General features: G+C 69.1%; 17 protein-coding genes. 11 read left to right on the plus strand and 6 right to left on the minus strand.

All coding sequences use genetic code 11. The features are described from left to right. The first annotated feature begins 90 nt into the window (after positions 1–90). Genes ipdE1 through fadA6 form a run of 4 tightly spaced genes read left to right on the plus strand, consistent with a single transcriptional unit; the run spans position 91 to position 3,787 of the window. Positions 91–1,239, plus strand: coding sequence for an acyl-CoA dehydrogenase IpdE1 (ipdE1, locus tag AWC18_RS12515; RefSeq protein ID WP_064997614.1), 1,149 nt, complete (start codon positions 91–93; stop codon positions 1,237–1,239). Beyond that, positions 1,236–2,036 carry a (5R,7aS)-5-hydroxy-7a-methyl-1-oxo-2,3,5,6,7,7a-hexahydro-1H-indene-carboxyl-CoA reductase gene (gene ipdF / locus AWC18_RS12520; protein ID WP_064997613.1) on the plus strand — a complete coding sequence of 267 codons (801 nt, stop codon included), beginning with the start codon at positions 1,236–1,238 and terminating at the stop codon, positions 2,034–2,036. The genes ipdE1 and ipdF overlap by 4 nt, the downstream gene beginning before the upstream one ends. Positions 2,037–2,040: 4 nt before the next feature. After that, the gene (kstR2, locus tag AWC18_RS12525) at positions 2,041–2,619 is read left to right on the plus strand and encodes a TetR family transcriptional regulator KstR2 (protein ID WP_085138927.1); all 579 of its coding nucleotides are present in this window, start codon (positions 2,041–2,043) and stop codon (positions 2,617–2,619) included. Position 2,620: 1 nt separating this feature from the next. Then, the gene (fadA6, locus tag AWC18_RS12530) at positions 2,621–3,787 is read left to right on the plus strand and encodes a steroid 3-ketoacyl-CoA thiolase FadA6 (protein WP_085138928.1); all 1,167 of its coding nucleotides are present in this window, start codon (positions 2,621–2,623) and stop codon (positions 3,785–3,787) included. Between the two features lie 135 nt (positions 3,788–3,922). Here the strand turns inward: fadA6 and AWC18_RS12535 are convergent, their stop codons facing one another. Beyond that, the gene (locus AWC18_RS12535) at positions 3,923–4,528 is read right to left on the minus strand and encodes a TetR/AcrR family transcriptional regulator (protein WP_085138929.1); all 606 of its coding nucleotides are present in this window, start codon (positions 4,526–4,528) and stop codon (positions 3,923–3,925) included. Positions 4,529–4,614: 86 nt separating this feature from the next. On the opposite strand from AWC18_RS12535, the gene AWC18_RS12540 reads away from it, so the two are divergent. From AWC18_RS12540 to AWC18_RS12550, 3 genes are all read left to right on the plus strand, one after another. Beyond that, positions 4,615–5,301, plus strand: coding sequence for a DUF899 domain-containing protein (locus tag AWC18_RS12540; RefSeq protein WP_085138930.1), 687 nt, complete (start codon positions 4,615–4,617; stop codon positions 5,299–5,301). A gap of 55 nt (positions 5,302–5,356) precedes the next feature. Continuing rightward, positions 5,357–5,746: a VOC family protein gene (locus tag AWC18_RS12545; RefSeq protein WP_082961067.1), complete on the plus strand. Its 390-nt coding sequence runs from the start codon at positions 5,357–5,359 to the stop codon at positions 5,744–5,746. A 154-nt stretch (positions 5,747–5,900) separates the two neighbouring features. Then, positions 5,901–6,818: an endonuclease domain-containing protein gene (locus AWC18_RS12550; RefSeq protein ID WP_085138931.1), complete on the plus strand. Its 918-nt coding sequence runs from the start codon at positions 5,901–5,903 to the stop codon at positions 6,816–6,818. Between the two features lie 15 nt (positions 6,819–6,833). Here the strand turns inward: AWC18_RS12550 and ipdC are convergent, their stop codons facing one another. The 4 genes from ipdC to echA20 are packed head-to-tail and all read right to left on the minus strand — an operon-like array spanning position 6,834 to position 10,354. Next, positions 6,834–7,907, minus strand: coding sequence for a (3aS,4S,5R,7aS)-5-hydroxy-7a-methyl-1-oxo-octahydro-1H-indene-4-carboxyl-CoA dehydrogenase (gene ipdC / locus AWC18_RS12555; protein ID WP_085138932.1), 1,074 nt, complete (start codon positions 7,905–7,907; stop codon positions 6,834–6,836). Next, complete coding sequence (gene ipdB, locus AWC18_RS12560) at positions 7,904–8,656, minus strand: cholesterol ring-cleaving hydrolase subunit IpdB (protein ID WP_085138933.1); 753 nt, start codon at positions 8,654–8,656, stop codon at positions 7,904–7,906. The genes ipdC and ipdB overlap by 4 nt, the downstream gene beginning before the upstream one ends. Further along, positions 8,653–9,549, minus strand: coding sequence for a cholesterol ring-cleaving hydrolase subunit IpdA (gene ipdA / locus AWC18_RS12565; RefSeq protein WP_085138934.1), 897 nt, complete (start codon positions 9,547–9,549; stop codon positions 8,653–8,655). The genes ipdB and ipdA overlap by 4 nt, the downstream gene beginning before the upstream one ends. Positions 9,550–9,598: 49 nt before the next feature. Then, the gene (echA20, locus tag AWC18_RS12570) at positions 9,599–10,354 is read right to left on the minus strand and encodes a (7aS)-7a-methyl-1,5-dioxo-2,3,5,6,7,7a-hexahydro-1H-indene-carboxyl-CoA hydrolase (protein WP_064996426.1); all 756 of its coding nucleotides are present in this window, start codon (positions 10,352–10,354) and stop codon (positions 9,599–9,601) included. 68 nt (positions 10,355–10,422) lie between these two features. Between echA20 and AWC18_RS12575 the strand changes: the two genes are divergently transcribed. From AWC18_RS12575 to AWC18_RS12585, 3 genes are all read left to right on the plus strand, one after another. Next, complete coding sequence (locus AWC18_RS12575; RefSeq protein ID WP_109560068.1) at positions 10,423–11,187, plus strand: SDR family oxidoreductase; 765 nt, start codon at positions 10,423–10,425, stop codon at positions 11,185–11,187. 14 nt (positions 11,188–11,201) lie between these two features. Next, a complete protein-coding gene (locus AWC18_RS12580; RefSeq protein WP_085138935.1) occupies positions 11,202–12,107 on the plus strand; it encodes an SDR family oxidoreductase in 906 nt (301 codons plus the stop codon). Between the two features lie 182 nt (positions 12,108–12,289). Then, entirely contained in the window at positions 12,290–13,255 is a 966-nt protein-coding gene (locus AWC18_RS12585) for a fatty acid desaturase (RefSeq protein WP_165758004.1), read from the plus strand. On the opposite strand, the gene AWC18_RS12590 is transcribed toward AWC18_RS12585, so the two are convergent. Then, positions 13,256–16,513: a helix-turn-helix transcriptional regulator gene (locus AWC18_RS12590; protein ID WP_109560069.1), complete on the minus strand. Its 3,258-nt coding sequence runs from the start codon at positions 16,511–16,513 to the stop codon at positions 13,256–13,258. A 782-nt stretch (positions 16,514–17,295) separates the two neighbouring features. On the opposite strand from AWC18_RS12590, the gene AWC18_RS22230 reads away from it, so the two are divergent. Continuing rightward, a partial coding sequence (locus AWC18_RS22230; RefSeq protein ID WP_165758005.1) for a PE family protein occupies positions 17,296–24,115 on the plus strand: 6,820 nt, incomplete at its 3' end.

A 24,115-nucleotide genomic window follows, 5' to 3' on the forward strand; every position in this document is an offset into this window, starting at 1 on the left:
CCCGTCGCTGAACTCTGCATGCCGTCAGCGCGGGCTCCTGGGCTCGACGGCTCGTAGCCGAGCAAGTGCTTGGTAGGTTAGCCTACAAGGGTGCAAGCAGTCGAGGAGTTCCGGGCTGAGGTCCGTGCATGGCTGGCCGACAACCTGGTCGGGGAGTTCGCCGAGCTCAAGGGCCTCGGCGGCCCGGGCCGCGAGCATGAGGCGTTCGAAGAGCGGATGGCGTGGAACCGCCATCTGGCCGACGCCGGACTGACCTGCCTGGGCTGGCCGGTGGAACACGGCGGGCGTGGCCTGTCGGTGGCGCACCGGGTGGCCTTCTATGAGGAGTACGCCCGCGCCAACGCGCCCGACAAGGTCAACCACCTGGGCGAAGAGCTGCTGGGGCCGACCCTGATCGCCTTCGGCACGCCCGAGCAGCAGCAGCGCTTCCTGCCCGGCATCCGCAACGTCACCGAACTGTGGTGCCAGGGCTACTCGGAACCGGGTGCGGGCAGCGACTTGGCCAACGTGGCCACCACCGCCGTCCTCGACGGCGACCGGTGGGTGATCAACGGCCAGAAGGTGTGGACGTCACTGGCCCACCTGTCGCAGTGGTGCTTCGTGGTGGCGCGCACCGAGAAGGGCTCCAAGCGGCACAACGGGCTGTCGTATCTGCTGGTGCCGTTGGACCAGCCGGGCGTCGAGGTTCGGCCGATCGTGCAACTCACCGGCACCTCGGAGTTCAACGAGGTGTTCTTCGACGACGCGGTCACCGACGCCGATCTGGTGGTCGGCGAACCCGGCGACGGCTGGAAGGTGGCGATGGGCACGCTCACCTTCGAGCGCGGCGTGTCGACGCTGGGCCAGCAGATCCGGTACGCCCGGGAACTGTCGTCGCTGGCCGAGCTCGCCAAGCGCAACGGTGCCGCCGAAGACCCGTTGATCCGCGAGCGGTTGGCCCGCTCCTGGGTCGGCCTGCGCTCGATGCGGTCCTACGCGCTGGCCACCATGGACGTCGAACAACCCGGCCAGGACAACGTCTCCAAGCTGCTGTGGGCCAACTGGCACCGCGACCTGGGTGAGCTGGCGATGGACGTGATCGGGCGCGACTCGATGGTGCTGCGCGACGGCGAGTTCGACGAGTGGCAGCGGCTCTACCTGTTCACCCGCAGCGACACCATCTACGGCGGGTCGAACGAGATTCAGCGCAACATCATCGCCGAGCGGGTTCTCGGCCTACCCCGAGAGGCAAAGGGATGAGCTCGACGACGGATCTGTCCAAGGCGCCCCAGGAGATCGCCGGACACGGCCTGCTGGCCGGCAAGACGGTGCTGGTCACCGCGGCCGCCGGCACCGGAATCGGTTCCACCACCGCGCGGCGTGCGCTGCTCGAAGGCGCTGACGTGGTGGTCTCCGACTACCACGAACGCCGGCTCGGCGAGACCCGCGATGAACTGGCCGGCCTCGGGCTGGGCCGGGTGGAGGCGGTGGTCTGCGACGTCACCTCCACCGCCGCGGTGGACGCCCTGCTCGACGAGGCCGTGGCGAAGATGGGCCGGCTCGACGTGTTGGTCAACAACGCCGGACTCGGCGGGCAGACCCCGGTCATCGACATGACCGACGAGGAGTGGGACCGCGTGCTGAACGTGACCCTGACCTCGGTGATGCGGGCGACCCGGGCGGCGCTGCGCTACTTCCGCGGCGTCTCCCACGGTGGGGTGATCGTCAACAACGCCAGCGTATTGGGTTGGCGTGCACAGCATTCGCAGTCGCACTACGCCGCGGCCAAGGCCGGCGTGATGGCCCTGACCCGGTGCAGCGCGATCGAAGCCGTCGAGTACGGGGTGCGGATCAACGCCGTCTCGCCGTCTATCGCCCGGCACAAATTCCTGGAGAAGACCAGCTCGTCGGAGTTGCTGGACCGTCTCGCCGACGAGGAGGCGTTCGGCCGGGCCGCCGAGCCGTGGGAGATCGCCACCACCATCGCGTTTTTGGCCAGCGACTACTCCAGTTACCTGACCGGCGAGGTCATTTCGGTTTCCAGCCAGCGCGCCTGATGCCATGACGCGCCGTGACGAACTCCTGAGCCTGGCGGCGGCGATGATCGCCGAACGTGGCCTGCGGGCAACGACGGTGCGCGACATCGCCGACGCCGCCGGGATCCTGTCCGGGAGTCTGTATCACCACTTCTCCTCCAAAGAGGAGATGGTCGACGAGGTGCTGCGTGACTTTCTGGGCTGGCTGTTCGCCCGTTATCAGCAGATCATCGATCAGGAATCCGATCCGCTGGAGCGCCTGAAGGGTCTGTTCCTGGCGTCGTTCGACGCGATCGAGGATCGCCACGCCCAAGTCGTCATCTACCAGGACGAAGCCAAGCGGCTCTCGTCGCACGAGCGGTTCTCCTACGTCGACGAACGCAACCGTCAGCAACGTAAGATGTGGCTTGACGTGCTGCAGCAGGGCATCGAAGCGGGAATCTTCCGGCCCGACCTCGACGTCGACCTGGTCTATCGCTTCATCCGTGACACCACCTGGGTATCGGTGCGCTGGTACCAGCCCGGTGGCCCACTGACCGCCGAACAAGTCGGCAGGCAATACCTCGCCATCGTCCTGGGTGGCATCACCAAAGAAGGAGTCTGAAATGGCCGCACAAGTCTCTGAGGCGTATGTCATCGACGCCGTTCGCACCGCCGTCGGCAAGCGCAACGGGTCGCTGGCGGGTATCCACCCGATCGACTTGGGCGCGTTGGCCTTTAGCGGCCTGCTGGACCGCGTCGGGGTCGACCCGGCCGCCGTCGACGACGTGATCACCGGCTGTGTGGACGCCGTCGGCGGCCAGGCCGGCAACATCGGCCGGCTCGCGTGGCTGGCCGCCGGCTTCCCCGAGGGGGTTCCCGGTGTCACCGTGGACCGGCAGTGCGGATCGAGCCAGCAGGCCATCTCGTTCGGCGCGCAGGCGATCATGTCGCGCACCGCGGACCTGATCGTGGCCGGCGGTGTGCAGAACATGAGCTGGATCCCGATCTCGTCGGCAATGATCGTCGGCGAGCAGTTCGGCTTCACCTCCCCGACCAACGAGTCCAAGAAATGGCTGCAGCGCTACGGCGACGAAGAGGTCTCGCAGTTCCGCGGCGCCGAGATGATCGCCGAGCGCTGGGACATCTCCCGCGAGGACATGGAGCGTTTCGCGCTGCAGAGCCACCAGCGGGCCTTCACTGCGATCGCTGAGGGGCGTTTCGACAACGAGATCATCGAGGTCGACGGCTTCCGGGTCGACGAGTGCCCGCGCGAGTCCTCCCTGGAGAAGATGGCCGGCCTCAAGACGCTGGTGGAGGGTGGCCGGCTGACCGCCGCGGTCTCCAGCCAGATCTGCGACGGGTCGGCCGCGGTGCTGCTCGCCTCGGAGAAGGCTGTCGCCGACCACGGTCTCAAGCCCCGCGCCCGCATCCACCACATCAGCGCCCGTGGTGATGACCCGGTGATCATGCTGACCGGCCCGATTCCGGCCACCCGTTACGCACTGGAGAAGACCGGCCTGAGCATCGATGACATCGACGTCGTTGAGATCAACGAGGCGTTTGCTTCGGTCGTGCAGGCCTGGATGAAGGAGTTCCCGATCGACCCCGCCAAGGTCAACCCCAACGGTGGGGCGATCGCACTGGGGCACCCGCTCGGGGCGACCGGGGCCAAGCTGTTCACCACCATGCTCAACGAGCTGGAGCGCACCGGCGGCCGGTACGGTTTGCAGACCATGTGCGAAGGCGGGGGCACCGCGAACGTCACGATCATCGAGCGGCTTGACAGCTGACATCGGGGTTCATGGAAGCCGGCGCCGGGGGGACGCCGGATCCCCGGGCTCGACGCTGAACAGCGCCGCGATCAGCAGCACGGTCGCCAACGGGATCCACCCGCCGCCCGGGTCGGCTGAACCGTGAGTCGCCGGCTACCTCACCAGCCCGGCGATGATGTCGTCGACCGTTCGCTCTGCCAGCGCGTCCAGATCGGCGCGAGGGGCGCCGCGCAGGGGTCCGCGCAGCGCCAGTTCGGCGAATCCGTGCACCGCTGACCAGCACGGCCACTCCGCGCCGGTGCGCCGATTCGCCTGCAGCACACCGGCGTCGGTCATCGCATCGAGTGCTTCAACCAAGGCGCGGAACGGCGGGGGGAGTCCGTCCCCGTCGACCGCGGTGAGCCCGGCCCCGAAGAACGCCACGGTGAACCACCCGGGCTCGTCCAACGCGAAGCCGATGTAGCCGAGCCCGACCGCGCGCAGCTGATTACGCGCCCGGCTCTGCGGCGTGCCGCCTCGGGTCACCGGTGCGACCATGCGCGCTGCCATCCGGTCTCCGATGGCGACCGCGACGGCTCTCAACAGCGCCTCGCGGTCGGCGAAGTGGCGGTATGCGGCGTTGGGGGAGACCCCGACACGCCGGGTCGCCTCCCGGACGGTGAGAGCCTCTGGACCGCCGAGCCGGGTCAGCTGCAGACCGGCCTCGATCAGTGCCGCGCACAGATCGCCGTGGTGATAACCGGTCTTTGTCGCGGTCACCTCTTGACAGCCCCCTCGGGTCAAAGTGTACGGTGTGAACATATCTGATGTGGACGCCGTACACATATCAACGGGGGTTTTCGCCGATGAGGGGTTATGCAGTGCCGCCGGTCGTGGATCACCAGACCTGGCAACGGGAACTCGACGCCCTGCGCCGGCGCGAAAAGGCCGCCACCCGGGAACTCGATGCGATCGCGGCACAGCGGCGGCGCCTGCCGATGGTCGCCATGGACGACTATGTGCTCGAGGGCGAGAGCGGACCGGTGCGCCTGCCCGAGGTGTTCGAGGGCAAGAGTCAGCTGATCGTCTACCACCACATGTGGTCGCCGGGCCAACAGTGGCAGTGCGCGGGGTGCACGGGCTACACCTCGCAGTTCACTCGCCTCGACTTCCTCGACGCCTACGACGCGCGGTTCGTCATCGTCACGCAGGGATCCATCGACGAGGCGATCGCCTACAAGCGGCGGGTCGGCAACCAGATGGCGTGGTACAGCACCGCCAACAGTTCGTTCGGCACTGATGTCGGGGTGCCTGAAGGTGGGCAGTTCGCCGTGAATGTCTTTCTGCGCCAGGGGGATGCGGTCTACCGAACCTGGTGCACCAACCATCGCGGGGTAGAACAGCTCAGCCACATGTTTCCGTTGCTCGACGTGCTGCCCTATGGGCGCCAGGAACAGTGGCAGGACTCGCCCGACGGCTGGCCTCAGAGTCCCACCTACAGTCGCTGGGCCAGCTCGCCGGAGATCGCCAAGCTGTACGGCGCCGATTCGTAGTGTCCCAACCCGTTTCCAACCCGTCTCCAACCCGTCCCAACCCAGAAGGAGCATGATGAGCACTGCCCAAACCGGCCTGAAGACAATCAATCTCGTGTGCGTGCCGACCGTCGATCAGGAGAAGGCGGTCGCGTTCTATGAGTCGCTGGGCTTCGAGAAGCGCACCGACATCGAGATGGGTGACGGCTACCGCTGGATCGAGGTCTACCCGGCCGAGGGCGGCACCGGCATCGCCCTGGCGCCACCGCCACCGGACAGCGGTCCGGTCGAGCCGACCGTCACCGGCATCACGTTGACCACCGACGACATCGATGCCACGCACGCCGCGCTGAAAGAGCTCGGGGTCGACGTCGACGACCAGGTGGCCCGAATGGGTGACCCCGTCCCGCCGCTGCTGTGGTTCCGCGACCCGACCGGACACACCCTGATGGTGGCCGAGGTCTAGGCAGCCCACCCCACCCCGCCGCCCCACCTCACCCGCCCAACCCGCCGAGCCGGAATCTCGCGACGCCGCGACAGCGTGTCGCGTCGTGAGGTTCCGGCTCGAGCGCTGTGGATGAGTGTCGGCGTGGACCGGCACGCGCTGGCACGCTCGGGTCGTGGGCGAATTGGAGTGGCCGTTCCTCGGTGCTGAGGTCTTGGCCGCCAAAGCGATTCCCGAGCGGGCCATGCGGACGCTATATCAGCCGGTTTATCCCGGGGTCTACGCGCCGTGGGGCATAGCGCTGACCGCGCGCCAGCGAGCGATCGCCGCGTGGCTGTGGTCGCGGCGTAAGGGTGTGGTGGCCGGTAACTCGGCCGCGGCGCTGCTCGGCGCACAGTGGGTGAGCCCCAGGCTGGATGCGGAACTGGTCTATGACAACCACAAGTCGCCGCCGAAGCTTGTTGTTTACGAAGACATCCTGAGGCCGCAGGAGCTGACCGTCGTGGACGGGATGCGGGTGACGACCCCGGCACGCACCGCGTTCGACATCGGCCGGCGGACGCGGTCGAGGGTATCGGCGGTGCAGCGGCTCGACGCGCTGGCCAACACCACCGGCGTGTCCGTCGACGAAGTCGAAGCTGTGATCGCTGCTCACCGGGGCGCGCGTGGGCTCAACCGGCTGCGACTGGTCTTGCCGCTGGTGGACCGCGGGGCGGAGTCGCCTCAAGAGAGCCGCACCCGGCTGGCGCTGATCGACGCCGGACTGCCGTGCCCGCAGACCCAGATCGTGGTCCTCGACGGCTACGGCGGCTTTGTGGCCCGGGTGGATATGGGCTACCGGGACTTGAAGGTCGGCATCGAGTACGACGGCCGGCAGCACTGGACCGACCCGGTGCAGCGGCAGGACGACATCGACCGCCACGTGGCGCTGGCCGATCAGGGGTGGTTGATCGTGCGGGTCAGCGCCGAGATGCTGCGCTATCGCGAGGCGACGGTGATCGGCCGGGTGATGCAGGCTATGTATGCCGCCGGCTGGGACGGTCGGCGCGCGAGCCGGAATCTGGCGACGCCGCGACGGCGTGTCGCGTCGTGAGAGTCCGGCTCGGGCTTAGTCCTGGATCAACGAAGACGCGGCCCGCAGGTGCTTCACGGCGTCGGTCACGATGCCCTCGATCAGCTCGGCGCACGACGGCAGGCTGTCCAGAATCCCCGCCACCTGACCCGATGCCAGCACACCGGCTTCGGTGTTGCCCTCGACCAGGCCTGCCTTGAGCAACATCGGGGTGTTGGCGGCCATCAGCACCTGCGACCAGGTGAGTTCCTTGCCGTGCCGCATCGCCAGCCCGTCTTTGACCATGGTGGGCCAGCTCATCTGCGACATCTTCTTGAACTTCGCCGCGTTGCGGACGGCGGCGGTGAAACCGCGTGCCCGCGAACCGCTTTCAAGCTTCTCAACCAGCTCGGTGCGCAGCACCCGGTGCGGCATGCCGTCGACGCGGGTGGAGACCACGGTGCCGCTCAGGTCGGCGGCCAGGTAACGCTGCTTGACCGCATCCGGAACGGTGGAGTCGCTGGTCAGCAGGAACCGGGTGCCCATCGCGACGCCGGTCGCGCCGTAGGACAGCGCGGCGGCCAAACCCCGGCCGTCGAAGAAGCCACCGGCGGCGATCACCTGCACACCGGTACCGGCGACGGCGTCGAGCACCGACGGCAACAACAGGGTGGTGGCGACCGGACCGGTGTGCCCGCCGCCCTCGCCGCCCTGCACGATCACCGCGTCGGCGCCCCAGGACGCCACCTTCTTGGCGTGCTTGGCCGCACCAACCGACGGGATAACCACGGAGCCGGCCTCTTTGAGCTTGGCGATCAGCTCGGCCTTGGGGGCCAGCGCGAACGACGCCACCTTGACGCCCTCGCGGATCATCAGGTCCACCCGGTCGCCGGCGTCGGATGCGTCGGCGCGGATGTTGACCCCGAACGGCTTGTCGGTGGCGGACTTCACCTTGGAGATCGCGGTGGCCAGTTCATCGATCGTCATGGTCGCCGAGGCCAGGATGCCCAGCCCGCCGGCGTTGGCGGTGGCCGAGACCAGTCGGGCGCCGGCCACCCAGCCCATCCCGGTCTGCACCACCGGGTGTTCGATACCGACCAGTTCGGTCAGTGGGGTCTTGATGCGGCTCATGCCCGTACTTCTTTGTCCCGCAGCGACTTGGGGTCGATCACCTCGCGGATCAGCCGCAGCTCCTCGGCATCGGGCGACCGAGTCGTAGCGGCGTCGGCCAGGCCGTGCACCTCGAACGAGGTGTTCTCGGCGACCTCCTCGGGGGTGACACCGGGGTGCAGCGACACCGCACGCATCTGATGGTCCGGGCCGCCGAAGTCGAACACGCCGAGGTTGGTCACCACCCCGCCCAGGTTGAAGAACCGGAACGCCGGGTTGGCCGGGTCGACCTTGTCGTAGCCGATGCCCGAGACGATGTCGACGGTCTCGCAGAACACCCGTGACGAGTGCGCGCCCACCCAGTAGCTGGTGGTGTGGTTGATGGTGTTGCCGGGGGCGCCGCGGACCCCGAACATCTGCCGGGTGGGATGCTGCAGCGGACCGAACGCCGACAGGTTCTGGTTGCCGTAGCGGTCGATCTGGTTGGCGCCCATGATCACATGGCGCCGGCCCCACGACAGAGTTTCGAAGACCCGGTTGAACGGCATCCAGCCTTCCAGCGGTCCGACCTTGCCGATGGCCGGGGTGTCGGCCAGGATCCGGGCCTCCCCGTCGGTGAGCACCAGGTCGGGGGAGAAGGTGAGGCGGGCGAGCCGGGCGCCGACGGTGGGCACCGTGGCCATGGGTGAGGCCATGATCTCGCCGGCGCCGCGGAACAACTCGGCGCAGGCGACCGCGCAGATCTCGGCGCGCGTGGGTGAATCGGTCATGCTTGGGCCTCCGCTCCGAACTTCTTCACCGCAGCCTGGTAGTCGTCTTCGCTGCCGGACAGGTAGGTGGCCTTGAACTCCGCCCAGGTCTCGTCGGACTTGGCGGCTTCGGCGTAGTGCCGCTGGAATTTCTCGTCGCGGCCGTAATCGGCTGCGCCGATGGTGAAGTGGGCTCCACCCGGTGCTTCCACCACCTTGTCCACCATCATCCGGTTGATGATCTGGGTCTGCGGCGACGTGGTGGCGACCAGCTCTTCGGTGGACACGATCTTCTCCACCGACAGGAAGCGGCGCTGCGCCGACATCAGGAACAGGTCGTCGAAGTACGGGTCGATGCCGGTGTAGGCGGCGTTACCGCGGGCGTCACCGAGGTTCAGGTGCACGAACGCGGCGTCCAGGTTCAGCGCCGGCATCGCGACCAGGGTCTCGTGACCACCCCCGTCTGCAGCCGAGACGGGGTAGGGGGAGGTGACGGTCTTGAGCTCGCCCTCCCAGAAGTCGATCACCGAGCTGCCCAGACCGGCGCGGATCGGCAGGAACGGCAGCCGCTGGGCGGCGGCCTGCAACCCGCAGCGCAACATGCCCTCGTCCATCTCCCGGGCCTCGATCGCCCCACTGGTGCGGGCCTTGGCGAACCACGGGTCGTAGAACGGCGGCGAGTCCAGCGAGACGAAGCCGTAGTAGACGCGGCGCACCTTGCCGGCCGAACACAGCAGCCCCAGATCCGGTCCGCCGTAAGTCACGACGGTCAGGTCCTTGACGTCGGTGCGCAGGATCGCGCGCACGAACGCCATCGGCTTGCGGCGCGAGCCCCAGCCGCCGATGCCGATCGTCATGCCGTCGCGCAGCTCGGCGACGGCGTCGTCGAGGGTGGTGACCTTGTTCGTGCTCATCGGGTGACACTCCTCCTGATCGCTGCGCACTGCATCGTCGTGCCGCGCATCACTTCTTCGCCTTCTCGGTGCCGGCGAACTCGTCGCGGTGCTCGTCGGCGACACCGGAGAGGTTGAGCTCAAAGGTGAAGCCCTGCTCCATCCGGTAACTCGAGTTGACCTTCTGCACGTCGATGAGGTTGAGGGCCTCCTTGGCGGCCCGGATCACCCGGGTGTCCTTGGATGCGATGTCGCGGGCCACCCGCAGCGCTGCCTCGTCCAGCTCGGCGCGCGGCACCACCTCGTGCACAGATCCGTACTGGTGCAGGGTTGCGGCGCTCACGGTGGCCGCGGTGTAGAACAACCGGCGCATCATGTGCTGCGGCACCAGCCGGGACAGGTGGGTGGCGGCGCCCAGTGCGCCACGCTCCACCTCGGGCAGGCCGAACTTGGCGTCGTCGGAGGCCACGATCACGTCGGCGTTGCCGACCAGGCCGATCCCGCCGCCCACGCAGAAGCCGTTGACCGCGGCGATCACCGGCACCGCGCACTCGTAGACGGCCTTGAACGCCGCGAAGCAACCACGGTTCGCGTCGATCAGGGCGGTGAAGCCCTCGGTGTTCTGCATCTCTTTGATGTCGACGCCGGCGTTGAATCCGCGGCCCTCGGCTCGCAGGATCACCACGTGCGTGGACATGTCGTTGCCGGCGGCGGTGATGACCTCACCGAGCTCGAACCAGGCCCGCGAAGGCAGCGCGTTGACCGGCGGGTAGTCGACGGTGACCGCGACGATCCCCGGTTCGACGGTGGTGGATGTGATCGGCATGGGCGGACTTCCCTGTCGTATTGGGGCCTCTGGTACCTAAGCAAGCACTTGCTTGGTACGCTAGCACAGTGTCGGATGCGATCAAGCTTGGATTGAGCGGCAAGGTGGTCCTGGTGACCGGCGGGGTGCGTGGCGTCGGCGCCGGCATCAGCGGGGTCTTCGCCGACCAGGGTGCGACGGTGGTGACGTGCGCCCGGCGCCCGGTGGAGGGCCTGCCATATGAATTCCATTCCTGCGACGTCCGCGACGACGACGCGGTGAAGGCCCTGATCGAGACGATTGTCGCCAAGCACGGCCGACTCGACGTGGTGGTCAACAATGCCGGTGGCTCGCCGCACGCGCCGGCCGCCCAGGCGTCGGCCAACTTCAGCCGCAAGATCATTGAGCTCAACCTGCTGGGGCCGCTGCAGGTCGCCCAACACGCCAACGCCGTCATGCAGACCCAGCCGACGGGCGGCTCCATCATCAACATCACCAGTGTCAGCGGGCACCGCCCGTCACCGGGCTCGGCCGCCTACAGCGCCGCCAAAGCCGGCTTGGACAACCTGACCGCCACCCTGGCTGTCGAGTGGGCTCCCAAGGTGCGGGTCAACTCGGTGGTGGTCGGCATGGTCGAGACCGAGCAGTCCGACCTGTTCTACGGCGACGCGGAGTCGATCGCCGCGATTTCGGCCACCGTGCCGCTGGGCCGGCTCGCCAAGCCGGTCGATGTCGGCTGGGCGGCTGCCTTCCTGTCGTCCGACGCCGCCTCCTATATCAGCGGCGCCACCCTGGAGACCCACGGCGGCGGGGAACCGCCGGTCTACCTGGACGTTACGAGCGCCAACAAATAAAGGAGAGAACGCAGATGGGACTTCTCGACGGCCGCGTGGTCATCGTCACCGGAGCGGGCGGCGGAATCGGCCGGGCGCACGCGCTGGCATTCGCCGCGGAGGGCGCCCGGGTCGTGGTCAACGACATCGGGGTGGGCTTGGACGGCTCGCCGGCCGGTGGGGGCAGTGCTGCCCAGGGCGTGGTCGACGAGATCGTCGCAGCGGGCGGAGAGGCCGTCGCCAACGGTTCCAACGTGGCTGACTGGGAGCAGGCCGCCGCGTTGATCCAGACCGCGGTCGACCACTTCGGTGGCCTGGATGTGCTGGTCAACAATGCCGGCATCGTGCGTGACCGGATGTTCGCCAACACCAGTGAAGAGGAGTTCGACGCTGTGGTCGCCGTGCACCTCAAGGGGCATTTCGCGACCATGCGGCACGCCGCCGCCTACTGGCGGGCCCAATCCAAGGCCGGTGAGACGGTAGACGCCCGAATCATCAACACCAGCTCGGGCGCGGGCCTGCAGGGCAGTGTCGGCCAGGCGAACTACTCGGCCGCCAAGGCCGGTATCGCCGCCCTGACGCTGGTCGCTGCGGCCGAGATGGGCCGCTACGGCGTCACGGTGAACGCGATCGCCCCGTCGGCGCGGACCCGGATGACCGAGACGGTGTTCGCCGACATGATGAACACCCAGGACCAGGCCTTCGACGCGATGGCCCCGGAGAACGTGAGCCCGCTCGTGGTGTGGCTGGGCAGCGTGGAGTCCAAGGATGTCACCGGCAAGGTCTTCGAGGTCGAAGGCGGCAAGATCCGCGTCGCCGAGGGCTGGGCACACGGGCCGCAGGCCGACAAGGGCGGCCGCTGGGATCCGGCGGAGTTGGGGCCGGTCGTCGCCGATCTGCTGGCCCAGTCGCGGCCGCCGGTACCGGTGTACGGCGCCTAGGGACACCAGCGCACGGAAGTCGCGATGCGCGGACCTGCACCGTTATACGCGGGCGTCAAATTGTGATACTTACTTAGCCGGATAGGTACGCGTTGCGGCCCTTTCCTCATTGGGCTTCAACGTAATCTTTCACCTGGTCTTAGGTGACGTGTTCGTGTCCATGTCCAGCTGCTGGAGGTTTCGTGTCGGTGCTCGAGGTGGACGACTTCCCACCCGTGGCACTGCGGCGTCGGCAGCACCCACACCCCGGTGAGGGCGTGCCGGCCTTCTCCTGGCCGACGTTCATTCTCGGGGTGGCCGGCATCACCGTGTTCGTGTTGGTGGCCATCGGTGCGGTTTACGGGACTCTTTCGGGGTGGGTCGTCATACCGCTGAGCACCCTGGTCACCTATGTGTTGTTCTCGGTGGCGCACGAAGCCCTGCACCGCTCGTTCTGCTCGGTGCGCTGGGTCAACGCGGTGGTGGGCCGGGTGGCCTGGCTGTTGGTGGTGTTGCCGTTCTCGTTGCCGGCATTCGGCTACGTGCACGGCGAACATCACCGCCATACCAACGATCCCGAGCGCGATCCCGACATGTTCGCCACCCATGCGCCCACCTGGCAGCTGCCGTTCCGCTGGGCGCTGATGGATCTGTTCAACGCGACCTGGTACGTCCGCAAGCTGTGGCCGCGGATACGCCACTCGTGGCGGCGCCCGGTCGCCGAGCTCGCCGAAACATCGGTGCTGTTCTCGTTGACCATCGCGCTGACCGTGGCGGCGATCCTGACCAACCACTTCTGGCTGCTCGCCGAGGTCGTGTTGATCCCGCAGCGCCTCGGCCTGTTCATCATCGGATGGGCGTTCGATTGGCTCCCGCACCACGGAATCGACATCACCCAGCGTCAGGACCGGTATCGCGCCAGTCGTCTGCGGGTGGGCATGGAATGGTTGCTCGCCCCGTTGATGCTGTCGCAGAACTACCACCTGATCCACCACCTGCATCCGTGGCTGCCCTTCTACCGCTACCTGCCGGCGTGGCGACGTAACGAGGACCTCTACTTGGACCACCACGCTGCCGTCACGACCGTGCTCGGCCGGGACCTCAACGCTGAGGAATACCGGCAGTGGAAGCGCTGGGCGCAGGTCGAGCCCGACTCCCGCGTCGCCTAGTCAGGTGTTCTGTCTCGCCTCTTGCGCCAGTTGCAGGCGGGAAGAGATGTCGAGCTTGGTGTAGATCCGGTTCAGGTGCGAGTGCACCGTACGGGGCGAGACACTCAGTTCGGCGGCGATCTCCTTGTCGCGAAGACCTTCACTGATGAGCCGGACGACATTGCGCTCGGCCGGAGTCAGCGAGTCCCAGCCGCTGGCCGGGCGTTTGGAATCGCCCTTGCGCTTGCCGTCGCTCCGGCACGCGTAGGCGATGGCGTCGGCCGTCGACATCGCCGCACCCTGATTCCATCGCCTCTCAAAATCGCTCTGTGGCATCGCTTGCCTTAGTGCGTCGACGCCCGTCTCGTACTCGGCGTCGTATACCTTGGCGCGAATGGCGCCGGTGCGGCCGCGGGCACCTGCCGCGGCGCCGAACAGCCGCACCGCCTCCTGGTGTCGCCCGGCGGCGGTCGCCACCTCCGCCAGCAATTCGAGCAGATCCGGGACGCCCAGGAATGCCTCAGTGTCCGCCGCGATCGCCAGCGCTTCGCGCGCGTCGCGCTCGGCCTGCTCGAAGTCGCCCTCGGCTATCGCAACTCGGCCACGTATCTCCAGCAGCAGGATGCGGTGGAAACCCGAACCCACCGAAAGGGCCTCTTCAGCCCACCGGCGCGCCGCGGCCAGGTCACCGGAGGCCAGGGCCGCCCGGGCGACGGGATTGCCGTTGATGGCCAGTAGTTGCGGCAGCGCGCATGCTTCGCGCCCGGCCTCGGTGGCGCTGATCGCCCCGGACACGTCGCCGGCGGCCAACAGGGTGTCTGCCATGGCGCCGAACCCGAACGCGCGCTGGAAGTCGATGAGTTCGGCGGCGGCCTCGACGCAGGCATCCGCCGCAGCACGCGCCCCGCGGATATCGCCCTGGCACGCAAGGGCTTCGGCCAGCACCGTCAGGCTCTGGGCGCTGAACAGTGGGTCGTGAGCGGCCTCGGCCTCCAGTGCCACCTGCCGGGCCTGCTCGACCGCCTGCGTGAGCTCTGCCCGGTGCAGGTGGGCCAGTCCCAGGCAAAGGCGGCACAGCCGTGCAACCGACCAGTCCCCGACCGCGTCGCTGAGCACGGCTCCGTTCTCCGCGGCCAACTGCATTGTGTCGAGGCTTCCGGCCAGGAACGCCGAATACGCCTGCACGCCGTATATCTGGCTCAACCGCCAGTCGTCGTTCATCGTCGGACCCAGGGCGATGGCCTGCTCAAAGTAGGGCAGGGCAAGTTCGGGGCTGTAACTACAGGTGAAGCCGCGGGCGGCCAGCGCCCAGGCGAGCAGCCCCGGCTCGTCGAGATCTCGGGCGAGCGCGACCGCGTTCTCTGCTTGGTGGGCCGGTCCGTGGTTTCCGATCAACGCGTCGAAGATCGCTTTGTCAGCCAGCGTGCGGGTGCGGACGCTCGGGGTCAACTCGGCGCCGACGGCGAGCAGGGAGTTGAACCATGCCAGTCCTTCCAAGGTCCGGCTATGGATCCACAGCGGCAAGAGTGACGAGGCGAGCCGCGCGGCCAGCTCCAGCTCTCCCTGCTGGCGGCTCCAGGTGAAGGCAGCCCGGAGGTTGTCGATCTCGAGTTCCGCCTGTGCGATGTGCCAGCCGTATCCGGCGGTCAGCTCGGAGCCGAACAGGGCGGTGTAGTGATCCCGGTGGCGTGCCCGGACGGTCTCGGATTCTCCGGCACGCTCGAGCTTTTCCCGCGCGTACTGCTGCACGGTCTGCAGCATCCGGTAGCGCGTCGATTCCCCGGTGCTGTCGGCTATCACCAGGGATTTGTCCACCAGCTGGGTGAGCATGTCGATGATCAGTCCGCGCGGCAGATCGCTGCCGCCGGCGACCGCGTGCGCGGCATCCAGGTCGAAACCGCCCCGAAATGCCGCCAAACGGCGGAACACCACGCGCTCGGACTCGCTCAACAGGTCATGTGACCAGTCTTCTGAAGCCCGCAGTGTCTGCTGGCGCGGGACCACCGTGCGGGCACCACCGGTCAACAGCTGGAAGCGCTCGTCCAGCCCGTCGGCGATCTCGGCCAGGGACAACGCGCGAACCCGTGTCGCGGCAAGTTCGATGGCCAACGGCACCCCGTCCAGGCGCCGACAGATCTCGGTGACCAACTCGGCATCACCATCGGTGTCGGTGAAACCCGGCCGGACAAGTCGCGCGCGCTGCCGGAACAACTCGACGGCCTCGTCGCCGAGCGAGAGCGAGGGGGTCTTCCAGGTCACTTCGCCGGCAACGCCGATTGGTGCCCGACTCGTCGCGACGATGGTCAGCTCAGCGCCGGCGGCCAACAGGGTGGCGGTCAGCTGCGCGCACCCGTCCAGCAGGTGCTCGCAGTTGTCGAGCACCAGGAGCATCTGCCGGTCTGCGATGTGGCGCACCAGGGTGTCGGCGGGGGTGCGGTCGGGTCGATCAGGCAGGCCCAACATATGTGTCACGCGTTCTGGAAGCAGATCGAGATCGGTGATCGGCGCCAGGTCCACACACCACGCCCCGTCGCGGAACCGGTCGGCGAACTCCTCGGCCAGCTGCAGCGCGAGCCGCGTCTTGCCGACCCCGCCGGAGCCGGTCAGCGTCACGAGGCGGTTGTCTTCGACCAGGCGACGAAGCTCGGCCATCTCGGCATCACGTCCCACGAAGCTGGTCAGCGGGGTCGGAAAGTAGGGCTCGTGCAACGCGTTGCCGGTGCGAAGCGGGGGGAAGTCGACAGCGAGCCCGCGGTGGCACAGCTGCGTCACTCGCTCCGGATACGGAATGCCGCGCAGCCGAACCACACCCAGGTCCACCAGCCAGGACTCCGCGGGGAGCCGCTCAGCCAGCAACGGCTGGGCCGTCGCCGACAACAATGTCTGCCCGCTGTGGGCCAGATCGCACAGCCGGGCGGCGCGATTCACCAGCGAGTTCGGGTGGGCTCCCGCCTGGGTTCCCGAGATCTTGTCGGCGTGCACGGCGATCCGGGGCCGGATCGGTGCTGAGGGGGCGTGCTGCAAGGCGATCGCGCAGGCGGCCGCATCAGCGGCATCGGCGAACCCGACGGCGAACTTGTCTTTGTGGTCGTGCTCCACCAGGCGTTCGCCCCGATGGTCGGCGACGATGTCGTTCAGAGCCCCCTTCAGCCAGGAGAGCCCGGTGGTCAAGGACTCGGCGGGGGGCTGCCATTGCGGCCGGGCGTCTACCGGGCTGACCACGAGGACCGCCCGCGCCGGGGAAGGCGGCGAAAACGCCGCGCTCGCGTTCGACATCATCTACCGTCTCTCAGCGACAAGGATGCCCACCCAGACGGCCAAGCGTCCATTCTCGCGGATGAATCTGCCGGGCATCCTTGATTTTGTAGTCGTGCTTCCACGGCTACGCACTTTTACCGCCCCTTGAGGACACCATACCAAGAGATTTTCGGCAAATTTGCCGATGTTCCGGGGCGGTGGACTGTCGCACAGTGAATGTGGCAGAGCTGCGCTTGCCCAGTCCGCCGCCCCCCGGCGGGCCTGTGTCGTCGATCCTCCCCTGATCGCGATCTCCCTATTCGGGGCAGCGCCAGCCAGGGACAACAGGTTGCGCTCCCGCCGGTCACGGTTGTGATGGGTTGGTGAGTCGCCGCCCGCGTGCGGCATTCCCTGCTGCCTATTTTGCCGCACCAGCAAACTGTAATTGAACAATTTGCGCGTTTCATTTGGTGTGCTCTGAGCGCTTTTCTGAGGGCCATATGTGCAACGTGAATTTTGTTGTGGAATTTAATGGCGTTAACCACGGTTATCAGTCAGCTCTTTGGAAGTTCCGTGATGTGTCCGAGGTCACCGAGCCTGGGGTCACGGGTGCAAAATCGCCCTGACCTGCGTATTTGCCGGAGTCGATCACGTCACAATAACTCTGCCCATGTGGCTTCTGCCACATAATTGCTCCTCGAGTTGTCGATAAGTGAACAGACCCCCATAATTCGAGGCTGCGTTAATACTTAATGGAAAATGTGAGAGGGTGCGGCATGGGCCGGCGGATGGCTAGCAAAGTTGTTGGTACTTCCAAGGGGCGGGTGGCGCGCCATCGCATGGTCGGGGCCTCAAGCGCGGTCGCGGCCTTCCTGGCGTTTGGTGTGGGACCGGCGCCGACGGCGTCCGCGGACATCGAGGACCTGTTCGACCCGGTGTTCTGGTCGGGGTTGTCGGATGCGGATCAGGTACCCGATGTGTGGTCGGGCTGGTTCGCAGACCCGGGCGCCGCCAACGGGAGCTTCATCTATGACGTGTTCGAGCAGTTCGACGTGGCGGTGGCCACCTTCTACCACGAGCAGCTGTACCTGCCGCTGTACAACCTGACGCAGGACTTCATCGAAGAGAACGAGCTGTTCCTGGACCTGATCAACCAGCCGTGGGTGGACTTGTTCGGCCGGGTCTTGATCGGTAACGGTGTTGACGAGTTCACCGGGACCAACGACACGCTGTTCGGTTCGCTGGGGTGGTTCGGCGACCTCGGCGACGGCGGGTTCTTGTTCGGTGACGGTGGTGCCGGCGTCGACGGCGTGGCCGGGATTGCCGGGGGTGCCGGCGGCGCCGGTGGCGATGCGGGCATGTTCGGCAATGGGGGTGTCGGTGGTGCCGGTTTCGAGGGCGGCGACGGTGGTACCGGTGGCCTAGGCGGCTGGCTGTTCGGTGACGGTGGCGCCGGTGGCGCGGGCGGGGACGCGATCGACGCGTTGTTGGCCGGCGGCAACGGTGGTGCCGGCGGTGATGTCGTGAGCCTGTTCGGGTTCGGTGGCGCCGGTGGCGCCGGTGGCGCGGGCGCGGTCGGTGCGGCGGGCGCCGCGGGTCTGGACGGTGTGCTGGAGGCGTTGAACGGCACCGCGGGTGGTGACGGCCTGGCCGGTGGCTTGGGCGGCAACGGTGGTGCTGGTGGCGCCGCCGGGTTCCTGCTGGGGATCGGCGGGCTGGGTGGCGCCGGTGGTGCCGGCGGCACGGGTGGCGCCGGCGGCGCCGGTGGCGCCGGCGGGGTAAGCCTGGACGATCTGGGCGGCAACGGTGGTGCCGGCGGCATCGGCGGTAACGGCGGCGCCGGCGGCCGCGGTGGTGTCGGTGGAGAGGGCGGGCACTTCGGCGCTTCCGGCAATGGTGGTGTGGGTGGCAACGCGGGCTTCGCGGGCGATGGTGGCGTCGGCGGTCGCGGTGGCGACGGCTTCCTCGGCGGCGGCAACGGCGGCGATGGCGGTGCGGGCGGGCAGATCGGCACCGTCGTCGGTGCCGGTGGTGCCGCGGGCGACAAATTCATGTCCTGGATGTGGGGCAACGCTGGACGCGCGGGCGCCGACGGCCAGCTTCCGGTCGGGATCAGTGGCAACGGCGGCGAAGGTGGTGCCGGCGGTAACGGCATCGGTGTCTTTGCCAACGGTGATGGTGCTTCCGGCGGTGCGGGCGGTGCCGGCGGTGACGGTGGCGCGCACGGTAACGGCGCTGCTGGTGGCGCAGGCGGCGACGGCGCTGCCGGCGCGATCGGCGCGGATGCCACCGTCGCGGGCGGTGCCGGGATCTCCGGTGGCGCGGGCGGAAATGGCGGTGCCGGTGGTGCGGGCGGCTCGGGTGGCTCGGTGCTCGGCAACGCCGGTAACGGGGGAGTCGGCGGTAGGGGCGCGGTCGGCGGCGACGGCGGCCGTGGTGCCGATGGCGGTGCCGGCAGCTTCGACGCGGGTGGCGACGGCAATGGAGGGGTCGGCGGGGACGCGGGTTCCGGTGGTGCGGGCGGCAACGGTGGTGCCGGTGGCGCCGCAGGTAGTGCCACAAACGGCGCGGTCGGTGTCGCCGGCGCCGGTGGTGCCGCCGGTGATGGCGGCAACGCCGGAGTTGCGGGCGCGGGTGGCCAGGGTGCGGCCGGTACCGCGGACAACCCCGACGCAGGCCAGGGTGGTGCCGGTGGCAAGGGCGGCGACTTCGGTGCCGGCGGCAACGGTGGCGCCGACGGCGATGGCAAGGGCCAGGGGGCCGGCGGACTCGATGGATTCGCCACGGTCGGTGGCAACGGCGGTCGGGGCGGCGATGGCTTCCTGGGCACCAACGGGGTCCTGGGCAGCATCGACGGCACGCGCGGTGGCCACGGCGGCAACGGTGGCGATGGTGGCGCCGGTGGCCTGACCGCTGACGGTTCCTATGCCGACCAAGGCGTCGGTGGCGCCGGTGGTGACGGTGGCGCCGGTGGTAACGGACTCAACGGCTTCCACGGTGACGCACCGGGCGCTGACGGCACGAACGCCGGCAATGGTGGCGCCGGCGGTAACGGCGGCCTGGGTGGACACGGTTCCACCGACGGCGCGCACGGCATTGGCGGCCTGGGCGGTAACGGCGGGAACGGCGGCAACGGAGCCGACGGTGGTGACGGCGCCGACGGTGATGGTGACCATGCCGCCGGGTACGCCGGCCAGGACGGCGGCAACGGTGGTAACGCCGGTAAGGGTGGCGCCGGTGGCGACAGCGGCAACGGCACCTACGCGGCCAGCGGTAGCGATGGCATCGCCGGGATCGGCGGCAACGGCGGCAACGGCGGAACCGGCCTCGATGGGGTCAACGGCACCGAGGAAGACCCGGACGGCACCGCAGGTGCTGCCGGTGGCGCTGGTGGTAACGGCGGTGTGGGTGGTTTCAACGTTGACGGTTCGCAGGCGGTTACCGGCAATGGTGGTGCTGGTGGTGCCGGCGGTCGTGGTGGTAACGGCTTCAACGGTGCCAATGGTGTCGAGCCGGGTGCTGCTGGCACGCATGGTGGCGATGGTGGCGCCGGTGGTGCTGGTGGTGTCGGTGGCAGTGGCGCTGTTGCGGGTGCGCATGGCGCTGGTGGTGTCGGTGGTAACGCCGGCAATGGTGGTAACGGCGCTGATGGCGCTGCTGGTGCTAACGGCGATGCGCAGCACATCGCGGGCTATGCCGGCCAGGACGGTGGCGCTGGTGGTAACGCCGGTAAGGGTGGCGCCGGTGGCGACAGCGGCAACGGCACTTTTGCCGCAAACGGTAGTGATGGTGTCGCCGGTCAGGGCGGTAATGGCGGTGTTGGTGGTATTGGCCTCGATGGGGTCAATGGCACGGAACTGAACCCGGATGGCACGGCCGGTGGCGCCGGTGGTGCTGGTGGTAACGGCGGTCTGGGTGGATTCAACGTTGACGGTTCGCAGGCGGTTACCGGCAATGGTGGTGCTGGTGGTGCCGGCGGTCGTGGTGGTAACGGCTTCAACGGTGCCAATGGTGCCGAGCCGGGTGCTGCTGGCACGCATGGTGGCGATGGTGGCGCCGGTGGTGCTGGTGGTGTCGGTGGCAGTGGCGCTGTTGCGGGTGCGCATGGCGCTGGTGGTGTCGGTGGTAACGCCGGCAATGGTGGTAACGGCGCTGATGGCGCTGCTGGTGCTAACGGCGATGCGCAGCACATCGCGGGCTATGCCGGCCAGGACGGTGGCGCTGGTGGTAACGCCGGTAAGGGTGGCGCCGGTGGCGACAGCGGCAACGGCACCTACGCCGCGAACGGTAGCGACGGTGTCGCCGGCTTCGGCGGCAACGGTGGAGCAGGTGGAGCCGGTCTGGCCGGTGCCCACGGCACCGAAGAGAACCCGGACGGCACGGCCGGTGGCGCCGGTGGGGCTGGTGGTAACGGCGGTCTGGGCGGCTTCAACGTTGACGGTTCGCAGGCACTGACGGGTAACGGCGGAGCCGGCGGCGCGGGTGGCGCCGGCGGCCATGGCATCAACGGTGTCCATGGCGCCGAACCGGGTGCGGACGGCACCAACGCCGGCAATGGTGGCGCCGGTGGTGGTGGTGGTGTCGGTGGCAGCGGCACGGTCGCGGGTGCGCATGGCGCGGGCGGCGTCGGCGGTAACGGCGGTAACGGCGGTAACGGTGCTGCCGGCGGCAACGGGGCCGGCGGCGACGCCGGGCACATCGACGGCTACGCGGGCCAGAACGGTGGCGCCGGTGGCAACGCCGGTAAGGGCGGTGCCGGCGGCGACAGCGGCAACGGCACCTTCGCCGCGGCCGGCGTCGGCGGTGTCGGCGGCATCGGCGGCGACGGCGGTATCGGCGGCGCCGGCCTCACCGGCGTCAACGGCACGGCCGACTCGGTCGACGGCACTGCGGGCGGCAACGGAGGCATCGGCGGCAACGGCGGTCTGGGCGGCCTGAACGCCGACGGCTCGCAGGCAGCCACCGGTAAGGGCGGTGCCGGCGGCGTCGGCGGCGCGGGCGGTAACGGATTCAACGGCACCCATGGCGCGGTTCCGGGTGGGGACGGCACCGACGCCGGCAACGGCGGCGCGGGCGGTCACGGCGGGGTCGGCGGTACCGGCTCTACCAGCGGTGCACACGGCGCCGGCGGGGCCGGCGGCAATGGCGGTAACGGTGGCAACGGCGCCGACGGTGCCAACGGCGCCAACGGCGATGCCCAGCACATGGACGGCTACGCCGGTCAGGCCGGCGGCAATGGCGGTGCCGGTGGTGCCGGCGGGGTCGGTGGCTCCAGCGGTGGCGGCAAGTACGCCTCCAACGGCGGTGACGGCGCCGGTGGCTACGGCGGCAACGGTGGCTACGGCGGTAACGCTTTCCACGGTGCCGACGGCGGGGCCGGGCACATCGATGGCCAGGACGGCGGCAACGGTGGTGCCGGTGGCGTCGGGGGCAACGGCGGCGCCGGAGGCGGCACCAACGGTGTCGGCGGCCGCGCCGGCGACGGTGGGGGCGGCGGCCAGGCGGGCAACGGTGGCGCGGGCGCGAACGGAACAGCGGCGAACCCCGACGGCGGTAACGGCGGCGCCGGCGGCAACGTCGGCGCGGGTGGCACCGGCGGCAAGGGCGGCTCGGGCGCAACGACTGGTGCGGATGGCCACGCGGGAACGACACCGAACAGCGGCGGTAACGGTGGTGCCGGTGGTCATGGTTATGACGCGGCCGGTGATCCCGGTGCTGCGCCGGGTACGGCTGGTGGCAATGGTGGTGCCGGTGGCGCTGCCGGTGATCACGGCAATGGCGGTGCGGGCGGTAACGGCGGTAACGGTGCTGCGGGCTCCGATGGTGCCGACAGCACCGGTGTGGGCATTGACGGTTCCGGTGGCACCGCGGGTGGTGCTGGTGGCTCCGGTGGCGTTGGTGGTGCTGGTGGATCCGTGGTCGGGTCCGGTGGCGCCGGTGGTCTGGGCGGCAACGGTGGTGATGGCGGCGCCGGTGGTGCGGGCTATGACGGTGCGGACGCGACCACTGCCGGCGGTAACGGTGGCGACGGTAGTAACGGTGGCGATGGTGGCGCCGGTGGTGCGGCGGGTGCCGGCGGTGCCGGTGGCACGGCGACCAATGGTGCTGCGGGCGCCAACGGCAACGGCGGTGCGGGTGGTGCCGGTGGTGACGCGGGCGCGGCCGGTAACGGTGGCGCCGGTGCCGACGGCGATGCGTCGAACCCCGATGGCGGTCAGGGCGGCAAGGGTGGCGACACCGGCACGGTCGGTGCCGGTGGTGCCGGTGGTAAGGCCGGCAGCGGTGGCGCGGCCGGAACCGGCAACGACGGCGCTGACGGCAGCGACGGCGACGCGCCGCTCAGCGGTAACGGTGGTGCCGGTGGTCATGGTTATGACGCGGCCGGTGATCCCGGTGCTGCGCCGGGTACGGCTGGTGGCAATGGTGGTGCCGGTGGCGCTGCCGGTGATCACGGCAATGGCGGTGCGGGCGGTAACGGCGGTAACGGTGCTGCGGGCTCCGATGGTGCCGACAGCACCGGTGTGGGCATTGACGGTTCCGGTGGCACCGCGGGTGGTGCTGGTGGCTCCGGTGGCGTTGGTGGTGCTGGTGGATCCGTGGTCGGGTCCGGTGGCGCCGGTGGTCTGGGCGGCAACGGTGGTGATGGCGGCGCCGGTGGTGCGGGCTATGACGGTGCGGACGCGACCACTGCCGGCGGTAACGGTGGCGACGGTAGTAACGGTGGCGATGGTGGCGCCGGTGGTGCGGCGGGTGCCGGCGGTGCCGGTGGCACGGCGACCAATGGTGCTGCGGGCGCCAACGGCAACGGCGGTGACGGTGGTGCCGGTGGTGACGCGGGCGCGGCCGGTAACGGTGGCGCCGGTGCCGACGGCGATGCGTCGAACCCCGATGGCGGTCAGGGCGGCAAGGGTGGCGACACCGGCACGGTCGGTGCCGGTGGTGCCGGTGGTAAGGCCGGCAGCGGTGGCGCGGCCGGAACCGGCAACGACGGCGCCGACGGCAGCGACGGCGCAGATGCACCGGTCAGCGGTAACGGTGGCGCCGGTGGTGATGGCTACAGCTACGCCGACGGTTCCGCCGACGGCGGCAACGGTGGCGCCGGTGGCGATGCCGGTATCAACGGCAACGGTGGCGGCGCCGGTAAGGGCGGCGACGGCAACAACGGTGGCGCCGGTGGCGTCGGCGGCGCCGGCGGCACCAACTCCGGTAACGGCGGCGACGGCGGCCACGGCGGAAACAGCACCGGCACCGGCGACGGTGGCGTGGGCGGCGCGGGCGGCAACGCCGGCAACAACGGCAACGGCGGCAACGCGGGCAACGGCGGCGAGGGCAGCCAGACCGGTTCGGGTGGTCACGGTGGCGCCGGTGGCGCCGGCGGTGCCGAGACCGGTAACGGCGGTAACGGCGGCCACGGCGGCAAGGGCGGCGTGACCGGTGGCGACGGTGGTGCCGGTGGTAACGCCGGGGCAGTCGGTGACGGCGGCAACGCCGGTAACGGTGGCGATGGCATCGCCGGCCTGGACGGCGACGACGGCGCCGTGCCGGGTGCTGCTGGTGGTGCCGGCACCGCGGGTGGTTCCGGTGGCGCCGGTGGTGCCGGTGGTGCTGGTGGCTCGGTGTCGGGTAACGGTGGCGCTGGTGGTG

The sequence above is a fragment of the Mycolicibacter nonchromogenicus genome (genome assembly GCF_002101775.1).
Lineage (GTDB): Bacteria > Actinomycetota > Actinomycetes > Mycobacteriales > Mycobacteriaceae > Mycobacterium > Mycobacterium nonchromogenicum.